The following is a 24,191-nucleotide window of genomic DNA, read 5'->3' as shown; positions in this document are numbered from 1 at the left end:
TTTAATATATATCATGAGTCAATTTCTGCTCACATTATTAGTATTCGTTCCAATTTTGGGGACATTCCTTGTTCTATTGTTACCAAATCAGTTTAAAGCTCATTTTGGGAAAATCACAATAGCTATCAATGCTTTTCAACTTGTTGTCGCATCATATATTATGATGGGTTACCAAGGTTTATTAGAAAATATGAATGGTGTTTTATCATTAAGTAGTTTTCAATATCTCGAAAAGGCAGAATGGATTTTACTAAATCTAGGTAGTTTCGGTAGGCTCTCAGCTGATTATATATTAGGAGTGGACGGATTAAGTAATTCAATGGTGCTTTTAGCTGCAATTGTTTTACTAATTGGGTCTATTTCTTCGTTAGAAATTCAAAAAAAGAAAAGAGGTTTTTATGCATTGTATCTCTTATTAAGTGGTACGATCATGGGTTGTTTCCTTGCACTTGACTTCTTCTTATTTTACTTATTCTTTGAATTTATGCTTCTTCCTATGTATTTCCTTATCGGTATTTGGGGAGGGAAGAACAGTGAATATGCATCAATTAAATTCTTTATTTATACGTTAGTTGGATCAATCTTTATCTTAGTGATTATGATTGCTCTTGCAGCTTCTGTGATTGATCCTACAGCTACTGCAGTTCAATTAGGACTTGCTACTAACTTAGAAGGTGTGACCCCTCAAATCATTGATAAAGTTCAGACTATGTTGATCTCAGGCGAAATTGGTCAATCTGATTTTGTTAGGACTTTTACATTGGTACATATGATGGATGCAAAGAACTATATTCCAGATTCAATTTTGTCTCTTGATTATGGAGCAACTTTATTTGGTACTAACGTTCGATTTATCGCATTTTTAATGGTATTTATTGGTTTCGCTATTAAGCTTCCAGTAGTTCCATTACATACATGGCTTCCAGATGCCCACGTAGAAGCACCAACTTCAATATCTGTAGTACTTGCAGGTGTTCTTCTTAAAATTGGTGGTTACGGAATGCTTAGAATTGCGTATTCTATTTTCCCTGATGGAGCTCAATATTTCGCTTGGTATATTGCCTTAGGTGGTGTGATCTCAATATTGTATGGTGCATTTGTCGCTTTAGGAACACATAATTTGAAGCGATTGATAGCATACTCTTCAGTATCTCACATGGGATTTGTGATGTTGGGTATCGCTTCTTTAACTGCAGAAGGGGTTACAGGTGCTATCTTTCAAATGTTCTCACATGGTATCATTTCATCCGCATTATTCTTAATAGCAGGTGTATTATACTTAAGAACTGGTAATTTAGAAATTGAAAACTATAGTGGTTTATCATCTAAAATGCCAAGATATACTATGTTGGCAACAATAGGCTTCTTTGCCTCATTAGGTCTACCTGGTTTTTCAGGTTTTATGGCAGAGTTATTTGTTTTCTTAGGAGCATTTAATTCATCTGCAGTGAATAACTTGGTGCCGAGATGGATGACAATCACAGCTACATTAGGATTGGTATTAAGTGCAGCCTATTACTTATGGGCAATGCAAAGAATATTCTTAGGTAAATTTTACTTAAAAGATGCTTCTGTTGAATCTAAATTGAAAGATTTAGACATGAGAGAACTCTTGATGTTAGTTCCATTATCAATAATGACATTGATCTTAGGTATCTATCCAAAACTATTAATTAACCTAATAGAAGGTTCAGTAACTGTATTGGTAGAATTTGCTAATTTCGTTGGAGCAGATCACATTAGAGTAATAATAGGAGGTTAATTTATCAGAGGGAAAGAGAGATGGATTTGTTGTCAAAACTAAATAATATCATTGAAAGCCTTCCTTATTTATTTTCAGAAGGATGGTTGACACTTGCACTTATCGTATTGCTTACTTTGGATCTTTGTTATTCAAATGGTAATAAAAGGATGCTATATGTGCTTGCGATCATTACTGTTATAGTTGATATTATTTATTTAGCGTTTTTTGCAATACCTTCTTTTGATCAGTTGATGATGTTTACCATTGTCAATACCTCTTGGTCAATAAAACTCAAAATATTAGTTGACTTTTGCGCTTTATTGTTGTTCTATCAACTTTGGGCAAGACACCCAAAAAGTCAACATGAAAAAGGTGAAGGAGAATGGATTGTTTTAGCCCTTGGAATGTTGATAGGGGGACATGTGCTAATTATCGCTAATGATTTTGTATTAGCAATTTTAGCCATGGAATTAATTTCACTGCCATCATACTTATTAACTGCTTTTAAAAACAATAAGATTGGTACTGAAGCAGCTATTAAGTATTTTATTTTTGGTGCAATTTCCACAGCAATTACAATATATGGTGCATCACTGATGTATGGTTTAACAGGTGGAGTTGATTTACAAAGTGCAGCCACTTTTGCAGATCAGAATTCTGTATTATTTATGCTGGCAGTGATCTTTATTGTTATAGGCTTTCTTTTCAAGCTTGGTGCATTTCCAATGCATGTTTGGGTACCTGATGTATATCAATCGGCGCCTATTGAAGCTGTGGCGTTTTTCTCTACTATGCCAAAAGTAGCAAGTACTATCTTTTTATATCGATTCTTCTATTTTTCAGAAGTTTGTAATAATCCTTATATATCTTATTTCCTTTTACTAGCAGCTTTATTCTCTATGTTTATAGGTAATCTTTCTGCTTTATATCAAAAAGGTATGAGAAGACTAATGGGTTACAGTTCTATTGCTGGAGCTGGATTTATTTTAATTGGTATTGTGAATATCAATGATATGTCATCTTATGCTCTTTATTACTTCTTATGGGCATATGTGATTGGTAATTTTGCAATCTTCTATTTTATAGGTGAGGTTGAGGATCAAACTGGAGATGATCGTTTGGAATCAATAAAAGGAATTGGTTGGACCAACGCATCACTAATTTGGGGACCTGCAATTGTTGTAAGTGCGATCTCGTTGATCGGATTACCACCAGCAGCTGGTTTCACAGGTAAATTATTAATATTTAGTTCTCTTTGGGATCTATATATGTCTAATAGCGAAATATATTATGCTATAGTGATGGTACTGGGTTTATTAAATACTGCGATCTCAATAGCTTATTATATTAAGATTCCTTTCAATATTTATCATCGAAAAGAAAAAGGAAATATTACATTTAACCCATATATCACACCTTTAATTTTTATTCTTGGGTTATCATTATTTATATTGTTCATTATACCATCAATTATTCTTTAGAAAAAGAGTAAGTAGGTATTGCGTTAATCTAAAGATCTTATTTAAAGATTAACTATCCCCATATTTTTTGAACAAACGACACTAATTTATTTCATTCATGATGACTAACATTTTAATAGTAGTGCTATTGCTATTATTGATAGCAAGTCTTGGGTATAATTATTTTCAACACAAAAGCATAAAAGAAAATGATTTAGCCTCCAATGAGGATCCTAAGAATTATAAGATGCTTAGTCTATTGATGGAGCACTCTCCCGATGTCGTTTTCTCTGTAGATAAGAAATATAATTACCTGGCATTTAATAATGCACATGCCAAAACGATGAAATCAGTTTATGGTTGTGATATAAGTGTTGGTAGCAATATCCTCGAATATATGAAAGTAAGAGGGGATGATGAAGTGGCTAAAGTAGATATTCAGAGGGCCTTAAATGGTGAGAATTTCCAAATAACAAGGACATACGGGGATGAAGATAATTATCAAAGAGCTCATTTTGAGGCAACATATACTCCAATTAAAGCAGAAGAGAAGATTACAGGAGTTGCTGTAGTGGTAAGGAATGTAACGGATCAATATGTATCACAAGAGAATTTAAAGAGATCAGAAAGAAAGTATAAACAACTATTTCATTACAACTATTTGGGTGCTTTAGTCATTAAAGACAATACAATTATTGATGCTAATGATACTGCAGTAATACACCTTGGAAAAGAAACCCATGAATTAGTAGGTATGACACTCGATGAACTTTTTCAGATTGGGTCAAAGAATGTGATCAAGAAAAGTAAAAAGGAGTTTATATCTAAATACCTAAATAAATACAGTAAAGTAAAATACCTCAATGTTCGAGAGGAGGTGATCTTCGATCAGAAAGAAAAGCAGAATATCGCCTTTATCGAAGATATTACGGATAAATATGAAGCTCAAGAAGAACTTATAAAAGTCAATCACCAACGACAAGTATTAATTGAGAGTGCCAAGAGTTATATATTCTCTATTAATAGTGAATATGAACTGGAGACTTATAATACCAAGTTCTCAGAGTTGATTTTTCAATTGAGTCAAGTGAAGATCAAGCCTTCTATCAATTTGAAAAATGAACCCTACAAGACAGCCTTCTCCATGTATTTTGAATATTTTGAACAGGCTTTTAATACAGGGAGAATTGTAGAAAAAGATTTTTTCTTATCCGATGACTTGATCATTCAATGTGCTTTTTCACCACTGATTTCTGAAAGTAATATTGTTTATGGTGTCGCTGTATATAGTATTGATATTACTGATGAAAAGAAACATGAATCGGAGATTAGTCAGCTGAATAGTTCTTTAGAACAAAAGGTAATTGAAAGAACTTTTGAGTTACAGCAACAGAAGGTGAAACTAGATTTAGCTTTAGATGCTGCAAAAATTGGTACATGGTCTTATGTTCCTTCAGAAGGATTTTATTGGGATAATAAGTTTGTCAACATTTTCGGCCTACAGCATTTAGTGAAAGAAGATGATATTAAAGATTATCTCAGTATCGTCTCAGAACATGATCAAGAACAGGTGGTTCAGTTGATTAGAAATGTCAAGAGCGAAACCGCTGATCTTATTAATATTTTACTGACTATTGAACACAAGAAATATGGCAAGCAATATATTCAAGTATATGGTAGGTCTACAAGGAAGTTGAACTCTACTTATGCGATGCATGGTGTTTGTTGGAATCTTACCCGACAGAAAAGTGTAGAAATTGAATTAGAGAAGGCTAAAGTAGCTGCTGAGAGATCGAATAAGGCAAAGAGTTTATTCTTAGCGAATATATCACATGAAATTAGATCACCACTGAATGCGATTATTGGCTTTAGTAATATTTTATTTAGAAAATCTGAACTTCAAAAGCTACCTGCAGAATTCTCTGAACAGCTAAAGTACATCTATTTTAATGGAGAATATCTGTCTGAATTGATCAATAATTTATTAGATCTTTCTAGAATTGATGCGGGTAAGATGAGTATTTATTGGGAAGAAATAGACCTGAGGAGTCTTCTCAAAATGGTGGTAAAAATCCATGAAATGACAGCTAAGGACCGTAATATCAAGATTACATTAAATATTGATACGGATGTCCCAAAAGTCTTTATCACTGACCCAACAAAATTAAGACAGATCCTAACAAACCTTCTGTCAAATGCAATTAAATTCACAAAGAATGATACAGAAATTTTAGTAGATGTGTTCTTTGCTAATCAGCAAATTATATTAAAAGTTTCTGATGAGGGTATAGGCATACCAAAAGATAAATTAAACCTGATTTTTGAATCATTTGAACAAGGTGATAAGTCTGTAACAAGAAAATTTGGTGGCACAGGTTTAGGACTTGCTATTACCAAAAAAATGACGGAGATGCTTAATGGGCATATCAATGTATTAAGTGAAGAAAATAAGGGCTCTACTTTCTTGATCACTTTACCTATTAATAAGGAACAAGAGGTGATTCATAATGAAAAGAAAGGGAATATTGAAGACATCGATTTTGATTATCAATACACTATCCTTGTTGTAGAGGATAATAAGATGAATCAGATCATGATGCAGGCATTATTTAAACAGTTGAAGCTGCATATTGAAATTGCGAATAATGGTCAGGAAGCGATAGATTTTCTAAAAGAAAAATCCTATGACCTTATATTAATGGATTTACATATGCCGGTGATGGGTGGTATATCTGCAGTTCAATATATTAGGTTTGAATTAGAAAATATAACAATTCCGATTGTAGCATTGACAGCAGATGCTTATTGGGATAAAAGGTTTAAAGCATTTGCAGTAGGTATGAATGATTACCTAACGAAGCCAATTAGTAGAAGACAATTGGTAAATATCTTGGATAAGTACTTGGTGCAAATCAAAGATAAAGGGTTTAAATACTTGGATCCGATTAAAAACAAAGACATCATCGATGAACTCAGAGAAATTACTGTTTCAACAATGATGTCTGATATTGATAAATTACAGAGGCTTAAATCGCTTAGAAATCTATTACAAAACTATGATACCGGTTTTGTGAAATATATTGATTACTTATCTGAAGCTATAGCAACAGAGAAAGAGATTGAAGTATTTTAGATCAACTGAAAAATATTGATCTGGTATTTATTTCTGCATTTAATTGATGTAAGATGGAATATAAACCAAAATAGGTTCTATTGAGATAAAGTCCATCTCTTTGACCTCTTGGCTTCTTTGACTTTCTTAATAAAGATTGATTTTCTTGATTATCTGCCAACTCAGTGATTTCAGAGAAATAAGCTTCATTACTAAAATCAAAAGTAGGAGTGTGAAACGGTCTAGAAAGAATCCCAATCATAGATTGAAAAAGTCGATCTAACTTCTCTTTATCTTGAGGTGTGTCATCTTCATATATGAATCTCATATTCCCAAATACTTCCCTTCTCTTAGTATCATTTTGCATGTTCTCGGGGATCATAAGGTTGAAATAATTCTCATAGAAATCTTCAGGTATTTCTTTTACACAACCAAAATCGATAATTCCTAAAGATCCTTCTGAATCAATCAAGAAATTACCCGGATGAGGATCAGCATGTACTTCTTTCATTTGGTGCACTTGATAATCATAGAAGTCCCAAAGTGCCTGTCCAATTTTATTTCTTACTTCTTGAGAGGGGTTGTCTTCTAAAAACTCACTAATATGTTTTCCATCTAGCCAATCCATTGTAAGGATTTTCTTTGATGAATATTCTGGATAGTATTCAGGGAAATGTATATTCTCAATATGAGAACAATCTTTAGTGATCTTTTGAGACCTTTTTAGTTCCAACTCATAATCTGTTTCTGAAAGTAGCATGACCTCAACTTCTTTCATGTAATGGTCAACATCTTTTTCATTGAGTCCCATCATTCTTACTGCAATCGGTTTTACCAATTTAAGGTCTGAACTGACACTTTCGGCAACTCCAGGATATTGAACTTTTACCGCATATTTTTTACCATCTTTTACTGCAAGATGTACTTGTCCAATAGAAGCAGCATTGATAGCTTCTTTAGAGAACTCATTAAAAATTTGATATGGTGCTTTACCGAATGCTTTTTGAAAGGTTTTGTTAACTAGAGGTAGAGATAAAGGAGGAGCGGAATATTGCGACATCTGAAATTTATCAGTGTAGGCTTGTGGAAGCATGTTTTTATCCATACTCATCATCTGAGCCACTTTTAATGCACTACCCTTTAATTCACTAAGAGCATCATAAACATCAGACGCATTATCTTTATGTAATTCTTCTTTCCTGTCGTAATCAGAGTCAATTACTGATTTTGCGTAATGTTTTAAATAATTTGTACTAACCTTTGCTCCAACCTTTACAAACCTAGATACTCTTTGGGCTCTTGTTGATGGGATACTTTTCTGGATCTTTTTATCGATATCGCTCATGTATAATTATTTTTGAAGTAGAAATTTACCAAGGAGAAATGCCGAATCAGTAAAATTAGGTCCAATTAAATCCATGACTAGATTAACGCTCTTTTCTATGGCTTCGTCGGTGTTTTCAGTATCTTCTGATGTATCATTGCTCCAGTATTTTGTGATAATGACTGCTTGAGCAAAAATAAAATCGATATAATAATCTGAAACAAACATTCTAGATTCAATTTCACCGGTTTCAAAACCTTCTTCTAGCATTGGAGTAAAAATAATATCAAATGCTTTCTTTACTTTGATTCTTCGGTCATCTATTGACTTAAACTCAAAAATTGAATGAATGTTTGTAGAATATTTATAGAAATCTTGGTCTTTTTTTAAAACCTCAATCCAATTATAAAAAAAAGATAAGATCCTTTCTCGTATCATATATTCCTTGAAATTAGGATCGCTACTAGCGTTTGAATAAGCATTTTCAAGAGCCGATATCCATATGTCAGTTTCAATTTGTTCAACAGAAGAGAAGCTTTTAATCAGCTCTTCATATTCCAAAGAATCATCGCTCTTTGAAAGAGCTTTTAGACTGTTAGGACGTTGATTATTAGACGATATAAAGTTGATATAAGATATTTTAATTTTTTTTTCAAAATTATCCATTAGACGTTAGGTATTTTGATTAATAGATGTTAATTTCATTATCGAAGTTTGTTTGTTAGTTTAGTTTATTAAAGTGGAAGGAACCTCTGATTTTCGGGGGTTTCTTTTTTTTTATTACAATAAACATTAGTAACAAACAATATATTTATAATATCAACGGAATATTTAAATTTGTAGGTATCATAAATACAATAATTGATATAAAGTTCATCTTTTAGACATATAAATCATAAAGATCGTGAATAACAAACAAAGTAAGTCCTTATTCGACAAAGCACAACACACAATTCCAGGTGGTGTAAATTCACCAGTTAGAGCGTTCAAATCAGTAGGAGGAACTCCTCTTTTTATAAAAAGTGCTCAAGGAGCTTATATAACAGATGAAGATGATAATAGTTTCATCGAATTGATAAATTCATGGGGTCCAATGATTTTAGGTCATGCTCACCCAGTAATTACTTCAGCTGTTCAAGAAGCAGTAAATAACTCTTTATCATTCGGAGCACCAACAGCTAAAGAAATTGATATCGCAGAGTTAATTTGTGAAATGGTACCATCTATTGAAAAAGTAAGGATGGTAAATTCTGGTACTGAGGCAACGATGTCTGCAATTAGAGTAGCAAGAGGATACACAAGCAGAAATAAAATCATTAAAATTGAAGGATGTTATCACGGTCATGGAGATTCATTTTTAATTGCTGCAGGAAGTGGAGCAGTAACTATGGGTGTTCCAAATAGTCCAGGTGTAACTGATGGTACTGCAAAAGATACACTATTAGCTCCTTATAACAATGTTGAAGCGATTCAGACTTTAGTTGCTGAGAATAAAGGGGAGATTGCTGCATTGATAATAGAACCAGTTCCTGGTAATATGGGCTTAGTTCTACCGAAAGATAATTATCTTCAAAAGTTAAGAGAGATATGTGATGCTGAAGGTATCGTATTAATCTTCGATGAGGTAATGACAGGTTTCAGACTTGCTAAAGGTGGAGCACAGGAAGTATTTGGTGTAACTCCAGATATGACCACTTTAGGTAAAATTATTGGTGGTGGTATGCCAGTAGGTGCTTATGGAGGTAAAGCTGAAATCATGAATTTCGTTGCCCCTGCAGGCCCAGTATATCAAGCAGGTACTTTATCGGGTAACCCAGTCGCAATGGCAGCAGGTTTAAACATGCTTACTTACCTAAATGAACATCCTGAAGTTTACACAGAATTAGCAACAAAAGGTGAAAAATTAGCTGAAGGTATTCAAGCCGTTTTAAAAGAATTGAATCTTCCTTATCAAGTAACGCTATTAGGTTCAATGATTTGTATTTTCTTTACAGAAAATGAGGTGGATAATTTCGCTGATGCACAGACTACAAATACTGAAAAATTTGGTAAGTTTTTCCATCAGATGCTTGAGAATGGAGTGTATTTACCTCCATCACAATATGAAAGCTGGTTCATGTCATTAGCATTAACAGACGAAAATATTCAGCAAATTATCGCTGCAGTGAAATCATCATTGATTGCAGTAGAAGGTTAATCTGAAAATATTAAATATGGCTAGAAAGAAGAAGCATCTTCGCCAAAAAAAGGAAGTTGTCACTTGTTCTAAATACAAGTGGCAGCATCTTTTTTTATATGGTTTTAGATTAGAAGACAAAAAATGTCCAATATGTAATAAACAACCTGAATATAATGACAGAGATAGGATGTTTATCGACCTTGGTTTTGGTTTTATTTTCGCATCTCTTTTTGTTACTTTACCATATATTTTTGATGCATTTGGAATCCTATTAGGTAATTTAGGTGCATTTATTATAATTTTAGCGTTAGTTCTTTCAATCAGATATTTTTTTAATAATTCTTGGCCTACTATAAAAAAGAAAAGGTAGGGACAACAAATATATTTACACACATATATAAAAATGACAAAATCACTAAAAAGAATACTATTAGCTGGTGCCCTAGTTGCACATGTTGGAATTGCAGCTCAAGCTCAGGACCCATTAAGAGGAGCACCCGAAAACTGGTATAATTTAGATTATGAACAGGATAGTGTTTATGGCGTTGGAGCCGAAAGAGCTTACAATGAAATCTTGAAAGGTAAGAAATCTAAGAAAGTAGTTGTTGCTGTAATAGATAGTGGTATTGATATTGACCATGAAGACCTTAAGTCAGTAATCTGGCATAACACAAAAGAAGTAGCTGGTAATGGTCAAGATGACGATAAAAATGGTTACATCGATGATGTAGACGGATGGAACTTCATTGGTGGTGCAGATGGCGAAATGGTAAACGAGGAAAACCTTGAAGTTGCTCGTTTATATGGTAAGCTGAGCAAGAAATTTGAAGGTGTAGCTGAAGAAGATGTAGCAAAAGCTGATAAAAAAGAATACGAGCTATGGTTAGTTGTTAAGAAAGATTTTGAATCAGGTCTTACTAAAGCTGAAGAGAACTACGCTCGTTATGACATGATTTTGCACCAGTTCAAAAGAGGTAAGGCATTATTTTTGGCTTATTTTGACCTTGAGTCTGAAGATGAAATTTTAGGAGCATTAGAAACACTTGAAACTCAAGACGAGGTTCTTCTAGGTATGGCTCAAATGGTAGCTGGAATGACAGCGCAAGGAGCAACTGAAGAAAGAATTGCTGAAGGTGTTAAGTATTTCCAAGATCAAATTGAATACAACTACAATCCTGAGTTAAATACTAGAGAAATTGTAGGTGATGATATCACTGATTTGAAGCAAAAGAACTATGGTAACAATAAGGTTATGGGTCCTGATGCTACTCATGGTACACACGTAGCTGGTATTATTGGTGCTGACAGAACAAATGATCTTGGTATTAAAGGTGTTGCCGATAATGTAGAGATTATGGTAGTACGTACTGTACCAAATGGAGACGAAAGAGATAAGGATGTTGCTAACTCTATTATTTATGCTGTTGATAATGGTGCAGATATTATCAATATGAGTTTTGGTAAACCATTCTCACCAAACAAAGATATTGTTGATGCAGCAATCAAATATGCTGATTCAAAAGGTGTTTTATTAGTGCATGCTGCTGGTAATGATAATAAAAACACAGATAAGGAAAGAAACTTCCCTAAAGATAAATTCAACTCTGGGAAAACTGCTAAAAACTGGATCGAGGTAGGAGCGTCTACATGGCATACAGATGAGGAGCTTCCAGCTTATTTCTCAAATTATGCTAAGAAAAATGTAGATCTATTTGCTCCAGGTTTTGATATTTATTCAACTGTACCTGGTTCTGAATACCAAGCATTAAATGGTACAAGTATGGCTTCTCCTGTTGTAGCAGGATGTGCAGCTGTATTGATGTCATATTACCCTAACCTTTCAGCTTACCAAGTGAAGAAAATTTTAATGAAAACGGTAACTTCATTAAAATCGAAAGAAGTTTTAAAGCCTGGTTATAAAGACTTGGAAGAAGGACAGGAGCCAGAAAAAGTGAAGTTTGGATCATTATCAGTTTCTGGTGGTGTAATCAACTTATATGAGGCAGTGAAGTATGCAGAAAAAATCTCTAAGTAATCACAAGAGGTTTTATATAAATAAAAAGATCCGTTTGATTTTATTACAAACGGATCTTTTTTTTGTAGTACTGTTCAGTTCATATGGTTGATATAAATATTATTCTATTAAAAGATTATCAATTAATCTTACTTTACCCAAGTGGGCTGCAATTACTATTGCATAGCTTAATGGCTTTTTGTAGTCTTCAACTTTTGTAAGTGTTGTTGTGTCTACAATTTCCAAATATTCTAAATGAAATTTCGTGTTATTTTGAAATTTAGCAATTCCCCAATCCAATACTTCTTTTGGAGCTTGATTGTGATCAATTTTTTCTTTCATAGTACTAATCACTTCATAAATAAAAGGAGCAACCTTTCTTTCATCTTCTGTAAGTCTAAGATTTCTAGAGGACATGGCTAAACCATCGTTCTCTCTTACCGTAGGAACTCCAATTACATCTATGCCAAATGATAAATCAGCTGTCATTTTTCTGATGATTAGAAATTGTTGTAAATCTTTTAATCCAAAATATGCTTTGTCAGGATTAACCATATGAAATAGTTTGCTAACGACAATGCCTACTCCATTGAAATGCCCAGGTCTAAAAGCACCTTCCAATTGCTTTTCTATGATACCAAAATTAAATCCTGTCATTTGACTTTGTTCTATACCCAAAGGATACATCTCTTCAACTGAAGGAAGGAAAAGTGCTGAACATCCAGCTTCTTCTAGCATCTTTTTATCTTGTTCATGTTGGACAGGATAATGTTTTAAATCGATGGCATTATTGAATTGGGTAGGGTTAACAAAAATACTGCAAATAGTGATGTCATTTTCTTGAATTGATTTTTTAATTAAAGTGATATGTCCATGATGTAATGCACCCATTGTTGGGACAAATCCAACACTTTTTTTTGAAAATCTACAATTATTTACAAAATCTTTTAACGTGCTAACTTTATTAAAAACGTCCATTTTAGGGGTTGATTTTTTAAAATTAAATTATTAAGTAAAAATGTGAATTTAAGTTAGTTTACTTTTAAAAGTTGAATTTAAGCAAGTTCTTCCGTACTTTTGCGAAGAAAAGGTGTAAATACGGTAGAATATGTCAAAATTAAAAATTCTTTACGTTTCAAGTGAGATAAATCCATTTTTGAAAACTTCTGAAGTTGCAGATTATGTTAGGAAGCTTCCTCAACACATGCAAGAAAGAGGTATGGAAATCAGAATTATGGTTCCGAGATTTGGATTGATCAATGAGCGTAAGAACAGATTACATGAAGTGGTAAGACTTTCAGGGATGAACATTGCCGTAGGCGAGGAGGAAAAACCACTAACTATCAAAGTTGCTTCAATCCAAAGTGCAAAATTGCAAGTTTACTTTATAGATAACGAAGATTATTTCCACAGAAAGTCTGTTTTCAGAGACAAGAAAAGCGATGAGTTTTTCTCAGATAATGATGACAGATCAGTTTTCTTCTGTAAGGGAGTAATTGAGACAGTAAAGAAATTAGGATGGGCACCAGATGTAGTTCATTGTAATGATTGGTTTACAAGTTTCATTCCTTTATACTTGAAAACTTCTTACAAGAATGATCCAATGTTCAAAAATGCTAAAACAGTATTTACTGTTTATGATACGAAATTTGATCATAAATTTAATCACGAAGAACTAGCGAAGAAAGTGAAGATGTTAGATATCGATGACTCTATGTTGTCGGATTTGTCTTCAGCTGACTACAATAGTTTTATTAAAATCGGTTCTGAATATGCAGACCGTGTTACTAAAGGTTCTCCTTCAATTAAAGAGGATGTAGTAGAAGTACTTTCAACTTATGGTGAGAAAGTAACGGAAACAGAGCCTGAAGGCGATGAATACGCGGACTCATACTATGATATTTATACTGGATTGGCTCAATAGAACGAGCATTTTGGTATTTTTACAAAAAAAAGGTTATTGAAGTACTTCAATAGCCTTTTTTTATTTGTGTACGTCTAGATAATTTACAATTTTTGTCTCACCGTATTTATACTTTACTTTCAACCATTTTTACAATTCCATTGTCATTCAAGTAAGGAGGGTAGGGTGCCTTTTTTATTTTTGAAAAATTACAAATGAATAATAAATTTTTAATCAGAGCATTAGCTTCATTTTCAGCAATTCTTTCATTCGCTTGTACAAAGACGGATCTACAAACCATTGTTATCGGAGGCGACCTGATCGATGATCAAACAAAAATGTGTTATATCGATACTTTAGAGATCGATATAGAAACACACTACAAAGACTCTTTGTATACAAAAAATAGTGCTTATTTTATGGCAGGTTATGTAGATGAAGGTACTCAAATTGGGCAAACTGAAACATCATCATATACACAATTAAGTATTGGTTCTGAAGAAGCTTTAGATTTTAATGATAGGGTCTTGGATTCTATTTCTTTATCATTAGGTCTTGATCTAACCTCTTTGTATGGTGATACTACAAAGTCGCTAACATTGGAGATTTATGAATTAACAGACGACATCATCGGCGATTCAACAGAGTATTATTCTACTGATACAGTTTCATATGCCACAGAGCTTTTAGGGTCAAGAACTTTTAAACCTCAAGATCTATCAACTGATACAGTAAAAATCAAATTAGATAATGCTTTCGGTAAGAAGATTATTGACAATGCAGAGTATGCAGATCAGGATGATTTTGCTAATAAAATCAAAGGTCTTGCAATAAAAGTGAAGAAAGGACAAGAGAGTGCATGGGCAGGAAAGTTCTCTTTAGAGAACTATGGAACAGTTGTAGAAATGAATATGCATTACTTCGGTGAGTCAAGTGAAGATACCGTAAGAACTACTTACTATTTTGGCTTTAATCAACGTTTTAATAACATTACATATACACCAGGTACTTTAACATCTGGTATTCAAATTGGAGATGTAGTAAAAACTGAAGATTCTAATAATTTAGGATTTGTATTTGAAGGTACTGGTATGGTCTCACGTATCAAATTTCCTAACTTAATGGATCTTTTTGTAAAAGAACCAGGTACTTATACAGGGGATGATAGCTTACGAGAAGTACATTTAAATAGAGCAGATTTAGTAGTCTCTGCTGTAGGTGTAGATGACCCTGAATACAAGATTTTCCCATCATCTAATATGCCACCTCCTTCTGGACTGTTTTTTGGTTTTATGGATGAAGATGGTTCAATTCAGACGATATCAGAAACATCACAGCAATATAGATTTTTACAAGCTCAATATCCGTCATCTGGTGATCAAACAGTGACATACGGATCAAATACACAAACATATAGTTACGGTAAACTGGCAACCTATTTACAGGATCGTGCGTATAGAGAATTCTATAACCTTCCACTCGATGATGATGGATTGGTGTTATTACCAAACCAACAATCATCAAATATTAGAAAGCTGGTTTTCGCTGACGACGAAAGTCCAATATTACACCCGCTTAATGGTCAGACAATGAGATTGCGTCTGATTGTATATTATGCGGTATTTAACGACCCAAGACACGAGTGTAAGTAATTTTTTATTCATCTAAATTTAAATTTTTTAATTATGTGCGGAATTGTCGGTTATGTGGGTGAAAGAAACGCCCTTGACATTCTAATTAAAGGCCTAGAAAGATTAGAATATCGTGGCTATGATAGTGCTGGAGTATCCCTTATAGAAAAATCTGATGTTAAAGTTTTTAAGTGTAAAGGCAAAGTTGCTGACCTTAAAAAACAATTAGAAGGAAAAGATACAAAAGGATCAACAGGTATTGGTCATACACGTTGGGCAACGCACGGTGCACCTAATGATGTTAATGCTCACCCTCATTATTCTTCAGATCAAAAATTAGCAATGGTTCACAATGGAATAATTGAGAACTATGAAGTATTAAAAAGTCAGTTAATTGAAAAAGGACATGTTTTTCAAAGTGAGACTGATACTGAGGTTTTTATTCATTTTATTGAGCAAGTACAAAAAGATAACAATTGTGATTTAGATGAAGCTGTTCGTATTGCTTTGAACGAAGTAGTAGGTGCATATGCTATTGTAATTACAAGTAAAGATAACCCAGGTCAATTAGTTGCAGCAAGAAAAGGTAGTCCATTAGTGATTGGTGTAGGAGAAGGTGAATTCTTCTTAGCTTCTGATGCGACACCAATTGTTGAGTATACTAAAGACGTTGTATATATAAAAGATGAGGAAGTAGTTCTACTGAAGGATGGTGAAATGACTATCACTGATGTGAAAAACCAAGAACAAACTCCTTATATCCAAACATTAGAGCTTGAATTAGAAGCAATTGAAAAGAGTGGATATGATCATTTCATGATGAAAGAAATTATGGAACAACCTCGCTCTGTTGCTGATTGTTTAAGAGGAAGGGTGATTGCAAAAGAAAACCACGTAAAATTAGGTGGTATCTTCAATCACTTTGAAGATTTAGTTAATGCTAACCGCATTATTATTGTAGCTTGTGGTACATCATGGCATGCAGGTTTGGTAGCAGAATACATCTTTGAAGAATTAGCAAGAATCCCAGTAGAAGTTGAATATGCTTCTGAATTCAGATATAGAAACCCAATCATTGGTAAAGGTGATGTTATGATTGCAATTTCTCAATCGGGAGAAACAGCAGATACATTAGCAGCAATGAGTTTGGCAGAATCTAAGGGTGCAACAGTATTAGGCGTTTGTAATGTAGTAGGTTCATCTATTGCTAGAAACTCTCATGAAGGTGCATATACTCACGCAGGGCCAGAAATTGGTGTAGCAAGTACAAAAGCATTTACTGCTCAATTGACTGTACTTACCACGATGGCTTTAATGTTAGCGAAAGAAAAAGGCTCTTTAACTGAGAACCAGTTACATTCATTGTTGAAGGAGTTTGAAAATATCCCTTCAAAAATAGAGGAGGTTCTTAAAACAGATGATTCTATTAAAGAAATGTCTCATTTGTACAAAGATGCTTCTAATTTCTTGTACTTAGGTCGTGGATATAATTTCCCAGTGGCATTAGAAGGTGCATTAAAATTGAAAGAAATTTCTTATATTCATGCAGAGGGTTATCCTGCTGCAGAAATGAAGCACGGTCCAATTGCCCTTATTGATGAAGACATGCCAGTTGTAGTCATTGCAACTAGAGATAGCTCTTACGATAAAGTGGTATCAAACCTTCAAGAAGTAAAAGCAAGAGGCGGTAAAGTAATCGCAGTTGTTACTGAAGGAGATGCATTGATTCCAGGTATGGTTGACCACGTTATTGAAGTTCCGGATACTCATGAGGTATTAATGCCGATGATTTCTTGTATTCCTCTTCAATTACTATCTTATCACATTGCAGTGTTAAGAGGTTGTGACGTCGATCAGCCAAGAAATTTGGCGAAATCAGTTACCGTAGAGTAATAAAATATTTAAAGCTGTCGGTAATTTAAATTTATCGACAGCTTTTTTGAAATTAATGAATTATATGAGCGAAGAATTTAGCTACAATACCGGAAGATCAGATATCATTCTTAAAGAATATGGTAGAAATATTGAGAAATTAGTAAAGTATATTTCTTCATTAGAAGATAAGTCACTTAGAACTCAATACTCATACACTTTGATTGCTTTAATGAAGCAATTACATCCTATCCAAAAACAATTAAGTGATAGTCAGCAAAGAATATGGGATCATATTCAGGTAATGTCTGAATTTAATCTGGATATCGACGCTCCTTATCCTCTTCCTACAGAGAACATGATGCATAAGAAGCCTCGTCAGGTTCCTTATAATCAATCTCATATTAGATTTAAGCACTTTGGTAAAAACCTAGAAATAATGGTTGAAAGTGCATTAGAACAAGAAACTGTGGAAGGGAAAGAAAAAGCTTTTGTCAAAATCATTAAATTGATGAAGTCTTTTTATTCAATGCAGGTTAATGATCAGATTGAAGACGAAGTAGTGATAAATACATTAAACTCTTTAACCAAAGGAAGATTTAATGTGCGACCACTTAAAGAGAAGTTTCCAGATGCTTTTAAAAATGTAAAATTACCTTCAGCTTCTGTGTCAACGCAATCTAATAATAACTCAAAATCATCTTCAAATTCAAAGAAGAGAAGAAGAAAAAAGAGAAAATAGTTACCCTCTTAAGTACGTAGTGAAGTAATAAAGTATTCCAAGTGTAAGTAAAAGAACTGAAGCTACTTTATTTAAACGTAAATATCTACTGGATAAACTTAGGAAGGCACATAACATACATATTAAGACCGAGAAAGAAAGGTCATAGTTAAGGGTGTAATCGTAAGCGATTGGACCCTTAATTGTTAATATAGAAGGAGCAACTAAAAAATTTATAATGTAAGAGCCCATAATATTACCAAAAGCAATATCCTGTCGTTTTCTTTTCATGACAGCTATAGTAGTTGTAATCTCTGGCAATGACGTACATATAGCCATGATACTTACTCCAATGAATCTTGGGCTTAAAACTGTATACTCACTTAATAATAATGCTTCTATGACAGATATATAGGCTCCTGCGGCAATAATTAGGAGCCCAACGATGATATCTCTACTTATGTAATGATGTCTTATTAATCCTTTTGGAATTTTTTTTATTAAGTAGATCTCCTTTTTATTCTTAGAACTCGCAAAAATAATTAGATAGTAAGTAATAAGATACCCAATTAAAATAATCGTATCATAAGGTGTCAGATAGTTGGTCTCCGAATGGAAAAATAACTTCTTATTTAGAAGTAAAAAGAGAAGACAGCCACTTCCTAAAGCAAATACGGTATCCCGCCAAATATTCTTAGATAATACTCTAATATTGATGATCAGTGAAGAAATACCGAGTCCAAAAACGATATTAAAGGTATTACTCCCTATGATTGTACCAAAGGCAAGCTCTTCAGACTCTTTATAAACAGAAATAAATGATACGCAAACTTCAGGTATAGAAGTGCCTAAGGCTACAACTGTTAATCCAATATGTATTCCTGAAAAGTTGGAAGAAGCTGATAATGCTGTAGCACCTTTAGTAAGCATCAAGGCTCCATATCTCATTAATAAAATACCAATGAGACCAATAAAAATATGTATGAAAATACTATCCAATAACTAATTATAATTGAAGAGTGAAGTGATCAGCATCTAGGTGAGTAGGGAAAGACTCCCTGATTTGTTGAACTTCCTTATATGATAAAGTGATAATTTGGATTTCATCTTCTTCAGAAAGTTCATTAACGAGTTGTCCCTTTGGGTTATAAACGGCAGATTGTCCATTATATTCAACTCCATGTGGATCATTGCCAACACGATTAACGCCTACTGTATAGGATAAGTTCTCAATGGCTCTAGCTTTAAGCAAAGCATCCCAAGCTTCAATTCGAGGTTTGGGCCAGTTGGCTAAGCATAAAAGAATATCATAATCGTTGTTAGTGTTTCTACACCATAGTGGGAATCTTAGGTCATAACATATGATTGGGTTAATTCTCCAACCTTTCCACTCTTCTACCACTTGAAATTTCCCATGAGCGAAAGCCATATGTTCAGACGCCATTCTGAATAAATGCCTTTTGTCATAATGGGATACATGACCATTTGGCCTTGCAAATAATGAGCGGTTATATATTAAACGGTCTTGACGTATAGGAAAACTTCCAATAATTGCTGCATTCATTCTTTTAGATTGTTGCATTAACCATTTTGAAGTAGTCAGACCTATTGGTTCAGCTTTTTCTGCAGCCGTAGTATGAAATCCTGTCGTAAATAGTTCTGGTAAAACCACTAAATCGACCTGTTCATCAATTGTCCAAAGTTTTTCTTCGAGGAGAGCTAAGTTTGCCGTAGGATTCATCCATTGCGGATCAAATTGTACTAAAGCAATTTTGAAATTTTCTTGATGCTGTGACATGGAATACGTTAATTAATTATCTAATCGGCCGACGAAAGTTACATAAAAATAATCACCTGTATTGGAATTTTGAAATACGGCACCGCCAAAAGTATTAGAATTGCGATTATCAAGCGTGTTTGAACATGCTTGAGCCATAATTTTCACAACATTTGGAGTAGGATTAAGATCAGAAAAAGAAGCGAAACCCGTACACCCTCTAATGTCACTTGCGTCTGTAATTACTTGTATTCTTTGTTTATAGTAGCCGTTCTCTTCTTCTTCTTTTGAAAGTTGTTCCCTCATTCCTGGATTGTCAGCCAACTTAGCGGCAAATCTCTTTGACTCTTCAAAGAAAGTGACATTAAATGTAAGAGGTTGTAACTGTTGATCTTCTCTATGCTTGTTGATTTCATCCATAAAGTATTGGTCAAGGCTGGTAGGAGTGCTCCAATTGATTTCATCATTTCCACATCCGAATAATAGAAAAGAAATCAAAAATAGAGTAAGTAATCTCATCGTAATATTTAAAAAGTAATCGTATAAAGTGAGTACATGTACTCGCCAAAATATTTAAAAAAAAGCTACTCAATTTTGAGTAGCTTAAAATTAATTATTTTTTCGGAAATCTCATTCTGTAAGCATGAGGAGCTTTTCCTTTTGTGATGTTATTTAATTTACTTTTAATTAACCTCTTTTTAATAGGAGATAGATAATCAGTAAATAAAACACCTTCAATGTGATCATATTCATGTTGGATAACTCTTGCAGTTACACCAGTGAATTTCTCTTCCCTTTCCTTTAAGCTTTCATCAAGGTATTTGATAATCACACCTTCAGGTCTAACCACTTCACCGTTGATGCCAGGAATACTTAAACAACCTTCGTCAAAACCAACATCTTCACCAAACTCTTCAATAATTTCAGCGTTGATAAAAGCACCTTTGTAACCTGTTTCTTCAGATCCTTCTTCTAACATTAAGTTAGAATCAATAACAAAGATACGTTTAGCTTTTCCAATCTGTGGACCTGCAAGTCCAACTCCCTGAGCACCTGACATAGTTTCAAACATGTCGTCTATTAAAGTGCTAACTTCGTTTAATTCATCTTTTGTAAAGTCAATGGCAACTTTTCTTAATACGGGGTCGCCATAAGCTACTACAGGATATATCATTTGACTGTTATTTGTTTGAGATTAAAAACTTTGCTGATCCATGTAGGATTGAAGAATAATAGCGGCACTGATTTTATCTACATTACCTTTTACTCTTCTGTCTTTCTTTTTCATGCCACTTGCCAACATTGATTGTTCAGCCATTTTAGATGTAAATCGCTCATCAATATAGGCTAGTGGAATATTAGGGAAATTTTGTTGCAATTTCTTTGCAAAAGATTTAGTTGGTTTAGTATTGTCGGTTTCTAATCCATCTAGTCCGACAGGTAAGCCAATGACAAACTGATCTACTTCCTCTTTTGCTAGGTAGTCTTTAATAAACTGCATTGCCACATTGGTTTGAACTGTTTCTAATGATGATGCGATAATCTTCATCGGATCAGTAACGGCAAAGCCAGTTCTTTTGGTACCGTAATCTATTGCTAATATTCTTCCCATAATTTTTTAAGAAAGGGCAGCTTTCGCTTTTTCCACTTCTTTTTTACTATTTCCTACAAATATCTGATTATTTGCAATAATAACAGGTCTTTTTAAAAAAGAATATTCTTGAAGTATTAACGATTTATAATCTTCCTCAGATAAGTCCTTTTCATGTAGTCCCATTGGTCTAAATTGTCTAGATCTTCTACTGAATAAAGATTCATATGATCCTGAAAGAGCCTTCATCTCTTCAATTTGTTCCGAAGTGATTTTTTCAGTTTTGATATCCTGAAATACATCAAACTTATCTTTTCCTATTTCCTCAATGATTCTCTTGCATGTTGAACAAGTAGAGAGGTAATAAATTTTGGACATTTATTTGGTAATAATTTCTTGAACGTTGTTGTAAATATTTTGAGCGATCCTATCAACTGGTAAATCGTTTGGATCTTTACCAAATGGATCTTCAATTTCCTCTGAAATAGTAACAATACTCATTGCTATGTAATAGATCATCATAACTGCAGGAATAGTCCACCAGCTAAGATTATCAATTAAACCGAAAGGCATAATGATAGCATATACATAAATGTATGTTTTCAGAAGATAAGAGTGTGATGATGGCATAGGAGTATTGTGAATTCTTTCACATTTACCCATAATGTCAATTAATTCATCTGAGTTTTCAATCAACTTTAAAAACTGAAAATCTGTGATTTCTTTATTATCGTAAGCAATCCTTAACCTTCTTTGAATTAATTGATTGACAGCATTCGGTACATGCTTCCACTCTTTTAATTCTTTGATTAGTTTTTCACCTAAAAAATCAAGTTCTGCATAGACCACTCCATCTCTTAAGTGTTCCTTTAAAACGAATGGAAAAGCTCCAATCAATTTAATGATCTCATTTTTATGTTCACTTTCTGGTAGAAGATTCTCTACTTGTAAAGCATAGTTTCTTGAGGTGTTCACTAATCCACCAAGAACTTTTCTTGCTTCCCACCAACGATCATAGGCGGTATTATTTCTAAATACCAATAGTAAACCTAGAATTGCACCAAGGAGACCTGGTACTGTAAAGTTCATTTTGATATCAACATGATTAAACTCATGAACAGCGCATAGAATAGTAGTGGGGATAACAATCCAAATTAAATCTATGGATAATCGTCTAACTAAATATCCTTTGTACGAAAAGATCATGTACAAAGAAGATTGAGTGAAGTTTCTTTTAGGCATAGAACAAAAAAAGTAATAGTAAAAAATTATCTCACAAATTAACGTAAAAAGTTAATATTAAGTTTTATTCAATAAGTGTTTTGTGCATTATTTTCGCCTCTCCCTTAACAGTTACTTTTTTTTGAGAAGAGGTGATAACTGTTTTTATTATAGCTGTTTTTCTTCTAGAATCAATTTCTGTCACTTCGAAAGTGGCTACATATTCTTCATCAACAAACATTGGTCTTAAGAAATCCATGGATTGAGACAAATAAACAGATCCATTTCCTGGGAATTCAGTTCCTAAAACTCTTGAAAAAATACTTGCAGATAAAAAACCATGCATAATAGGTTTCTTAAAAGGAGTACCTGCAGCAAACTCAGGATCAATGTGAATTGGGTTAGTGTCACCCGTTAGTTTAGCAAATGCATCTACTTGATCTTGAGTAAATGAAAAAGTTGTCTCGTAAGTATTTCCTATTAAAATCATTGTTTTTAAAAATAATGCTTATATAAAAATATAAAATTTTCATAAAAAGGTGATGAAAGTCTCCAAATTAAATCAATTCTGCTTAACTTTGAGGAGGCAAAGCTCAAAGCTTGTATAAAAAAAACAATTATTCAAGCCGAGCTAGCAATTTAATTTAGAGTTATCTTTTTTCATTTTCATATTTACTGGACTAAAGGTATTGTCATTGGCAGTGCCTTTTTTCATGAATAATTGAAATAAATGATGGGATTATTTATAAAATAGTTCCTATTTAAAAAAAATCTAAATAAATTTGCGAGCCGATTGGAATGTGTGTTTACAACTTTTTTATAAGATGTGATATCCAATCTTTAAAGACGAATTTCTAACAACAAAATCATAGATAAAAATGCTGAAGATCAACGATCTAAAAGCTTCGATAGAAGACAAAGAGATTCTTAAAGGGATCAACTTGGAGATTAAAGAGGGTGAAGTGCACGCGATTATGGGACCAAACGGTTCTGGTAAAAGTACTTTAGCTTCAGTTCTTGCTGGTAGAGAAGATTATGAAGTAGAAGGTGGCGATGTTGACTTCGATGGTGAAGATTTGTTAGAGATGTCACCAGAGGAAAGAGCACAAAAAGGTTTATTCCTTGCTTTCCAATATCCAGTTGAAATCCCAGGTGTTAGTAACACTAACTTCTTAAGAACAGCTGTTAATGAGGTACGTAAAGCAAGAGGTGAGGAGCCTTATAACGCTGCGAACTTTATGAAAGAGATGAAAGAAAAGATGAAGATCGTTTCTATTGATAAATCTCTAATGAACCGTTCTTTAAACGAAGGATTCTCAGGTGGTGAAAAGAAAAGAAATGAGATCTTCCATATGGCTATGTTAGATCCAAAATTAGCAATTCTTGATGAGACAGATTCAGGTCTTGATATCGATGCTTTAAGAATTGTAGCTAATGGTGTTAATACTTTAAGAGACGGTAAGCGTTCTTTTGTTGTAGTAACTCACTACCAAAGATTATTAGATTATATCGTTCCTGACTTTGTTCACGTACTTTACAAAGGTAAGATCGTAAAATCTGGTACTAAAGAATTGGCACTTGAATTAGAAGAAAAAGGATACGATTGGATTATCCAAGAAGTAGAAGGTCAAAACTAAACCTA

At 33.4% G+C, this 24,191-nt stretch carries 22 protein-coding genes; 11 read left to right on the top strand and 11 right to left on the bottom strand.

Going from position 1 to position 24,191, the window contains the following annotated elements; genetic code table 11:
- Positions 1-13: 13 nt before the first annotated feature.
- The 3 genes from QL232_RS12210 (at position 14) to QL232_RS12200 (ending at position 6,337) form a co-directional block, all read left to right on the top strand.
- A complete protein-coding gene (locus tag QL232_RS12210) occupies positions 14-1,762 on the top strand; it encodes an NADH-quinone oxidoreductase subunit M (RefSeq protein WP_281614329.1) in 1,749 nt (582 codons plus the stop codon).
- A gap of 20 nt (positions 1,763-1,782) precedes the next feature.
- Complete coding sequence (locus QL232_RS12205; protein WP_281614328.1) at positions 1,783-3,225, top strand: NADH-quinone oxidoreductase subunit N; 1,443 nt, start codon at positions 1,783-1,785, stop codon at positions 3,223-3,225.
- 97 nt (positions 3,226-3,322) lie between these two features.
- Positions 3,323-6,337, top strand: a complete 3,015-nt coding sequence (locus tag QL232_RS12200) for an ATP-binding protein (protein WP_281614327.1) — start codon at positions 3,323-3,325, stop codon at positions 6,335-6,337.
- A 1-nt stretch (position 6,338) separates the two neighbouring features.
- Here QL232_RS12200 and QL232_RS12195 read toward each other — a convergent pair whose 3' ends face one another.
- Together QL232_RS12195 and QL232_RS12190 are read right to left on the bottom strand one after the other, a co-directional pair.
- Positions 6,339-7,661 (bottom strand): AarF/ABC1/UbiB kinase family protein, encoded by a 1,323-nt coding sequence (locus QL232_RS12195; protein WP_281614326.1) that lies wholly within the window; start codon positions 7,659-7,661, stop codon positions 6,339-6,341.
- Positions 7,662-7,667: 6 nt separating this feature from the next.
- Positions 7,668-8,306 carry a hypothetical protein gene (locus tag QL232_RS12190; RefSeq protein ID WP_168883430.1) on the bottom strand — a complete coding sequence of 213 codons (639 nt, stop codon included), beginning with the start codon at positions 8,304-8,306 and terminating at the stop codon, positions 7,668-7,670.
- Between the two features lie 238 nt (positions 8,307-8,544).
- Between QL232_RS12190 and hemL the strand changes: the two genes are divergently transcribed.
- Genes hemL through QL232_RS12175 form a run of 3 tightly spaced genes read left to right on the top strand, consistent with a single transcriptional unit; the run spans position 8,545 to position 11,854 of the window.
- Positions 8,545-9,837, top strand: coding sequence for a glutamate-1-semialdehyde 2,1-aminomutase (gene hemL, locus QL232_RS12185; protein WP_281614325.1), 1,293 nt, complete (start codon positions 8,545-8,547; stop codon positions 9,835-9,837).
- A gap of 16 nt (positions 9,838-9,853) precedes the next feature.
- Complete coding sequence (locus tag QL232_RS12180) at positions 9,854-10,189, top strand: hypothetical protein (RefSeq protein WP_281614324.1); 336 nt, start codon at positions 9,854-9,856, stop codon at positions 10,187-10,189.
- Between the two features lie 33 nt (positions 10,190-10,222).
- Entirely contained in the window at positions 10,223-11,854 is a 1,632-nt protein-coding gene (locus QL232_RS12175; RefSeq protein ID WP_281614323.1) for a S8 family peptidase, read from the top strand.
- Between the two features lie 99 nt (positions 11,855-11,953).
- Here the strand turns inward: QL232_RS12175 and panC are convergent, their stop codons facing one another.
- Positions 11,954-12,811, bottom strand: coding sequence for a pantoate--beta-alanine ligase (gene panC, locus QL232_RS12170; RefSeq protein WP_281614322.1), 858 nt, complete (start codon positions 12,809-12,811; stop codon positions 11,954-11,956).
- Between the two features lie 130 nt (positions 12,812-12,941).
- On the opposite strand from panC, the gene QL232_RS12165 reads away from it, so the two are divergent.
- The 4 genes from QL232_RS12165 (at position 12,942) to QL232_RS12150 (ending at position 17,981) form a co-directional block, all read left to right on the top strand.
- Complete coding sequence (locus QL232_RS12165) at positions 12,942-13,757, top strand: glycogen/starch synthase (RefSeq protein ID WP_168883425.1); 816 nt, start codon at positions 12,942-12,944, stop codon at positions 13,755-13,757.
- A gap of 194 nt (positions 13,758-13,951) precedes the next feature.
- Positions 13,952-15,388: a DUF4270 family protein gene (locus tag QL232_RS12160; protein WP_281614321.1), complete on the top strand. Its 1,437-nt coding sequence runs from the start codon at positions 13,952-13,954 to the stop codon at positions 15,386-15,388.
- Positions 15,389-15,421: 33 nt separating this feature from the next.
- Entirely contained in the window at positions 15,422-17,260 is a 1,839-nt protein-coding gene (glmS, locus tag QL232_RS12155) for a glutamine--fructose-6-phosphate transaminase (isomerizing) (RefSeq protein WP_168883423.1), read from the top strand.
- A gap of 64 nt (positions 17,261-17,324) precedes the next feature.
- Complete coding sequence (locus QL232_RS12150; protein ID WP_281614320.1) at positions 17,325-17,981, top strand: DUF4290 domain-containing protein; 657 nt, start codon at positions 17,325-17,327, stop codon at positions 17,979-17,981.
- Here QL232_RS12150 and QL232_RS12145 read toward each other — a convergent pair whose 3' ends face one another.
- The 8 genes from QL232_RS12145 to QL232_RS12110 form a co-directional block, all read right to left on the bottom strand.
- Positions 17,982-18,959, bottom strand: a complete 978-nt coding sequence (locus tag QL232_RS12145; protein WP_281614319.1) for a hypothetical protein — start codon at positions 18,957-18,959, stop codon at positions 17,982-17,984.
- 7 nt (positions 18,960-18,966) lie between these two features.
- A complete protein-coding gene (locus QL232_RS12140; RefSeq protein ID WP_281614318.1) occupies positions 18,967-19,758 on the bottom strand; it encodes an amidohydrolase in 792 nt (263 codons plus the stop codon).
- A 12-nt stretch (positions 19,759-19,770) separates the two neighbouring features.
- The gene (locus QL232_RS12135; RefSeq protein WP_281614317.1) at positions 19,771-20,256 is read right to left on the bottom strand and encodes a hypothetical protein; all 486 of its coding nucleotides are present in this window, start codon (positions 20,254-20,256) and stop codon (positions 19,771-19,773) included.
- Between the two features lie 94 nt (positions 20,257-20,350).
- Entirely contained in the window at positions 20,351-20,911 is a 561-nt protein-coding gene (gene def / locus QL232_RS12130) for a peptide deformylase (RefSeq protein ID WP_168883418.1), read from the bottom strand.
- A 21-nt stretch (positions 20,912-20,932) separates the two neighbouring features.
- Positions 20,933-21,349 (bottom strand): Holliday junction resolvase RuvX, encoded by a 417-nt coding sequence (ruvX, locus tag QL232_RS12125; protein ID WP_281614316.1) that lies wholly within the window; start codon positions 21,347-21,349, stop codon positions 20,933-20,935.
- Between the two features lie 6 nt (positions 21,350-21,355).
- A complete protein-coding gene (locus QL232_RS12120) occupies positions 21,356-21,706 on the bottom strand; it encodes an ArsC/Spx/MgsR family protein (RefSeq protein WP_281614315.1) in 351 nt (116 codons plus the stop codon).
- Entirely contained in the window at positions 21,707-22,570 is an 864-nt protein-coding gene (locus QL232_RS12115; RefSeq protein WP_168883415.1) for a bestrophin family ion channel, read from the bottom strand.
- A gap of 64 nt (positions 22,571-22,634) precedes the next feature.
- A complete protein-coding gene (locus QL232_RS12110) occupies positions 22,635-23,039 on the bottom strand; it encodes a MaoC family dehydratase (RefSeq protein ID WP_168883414.1) in 405 nt (134 codons plus the stop codon).
- A 388-nt stretch (positions 23,040-23,427) separates the two neighbouring features.
- Between QL232_RS12110 and sufC the strand changes: the two genes are divergently transcribed.
- On the top strand, positions 23,428-24,186 hold the full coding sequence (gene sufC / locus QL232_RS12105; protein ID WP_168883413.1) for a Fe-S cluster assembly ATPase SufC: 759 nt from the start codon (positions 23,428-23,430) through the stop codon (positions 24,184-24,186).
- Positions 24,187-24,191: the final 5 nt, after the last annotated feature.

Origin of the sequence: Flammeovirga sp. SubArs3 (assembly GCF_947387565.1) — a bacterium.
Taxonomy (GTDB): domain Bacteria; phylum Bacteroidota; class Bacteroidia; order Cytophagales; family Flammeovirgaceae; genus Flammeovirga; species Flammeovirga agarivorans.
The sequence above is the reverse complement of the archived record's forward strand: the minus strand, read 5'-3'. Positions and strand labels throughout refer to the sequence as shown.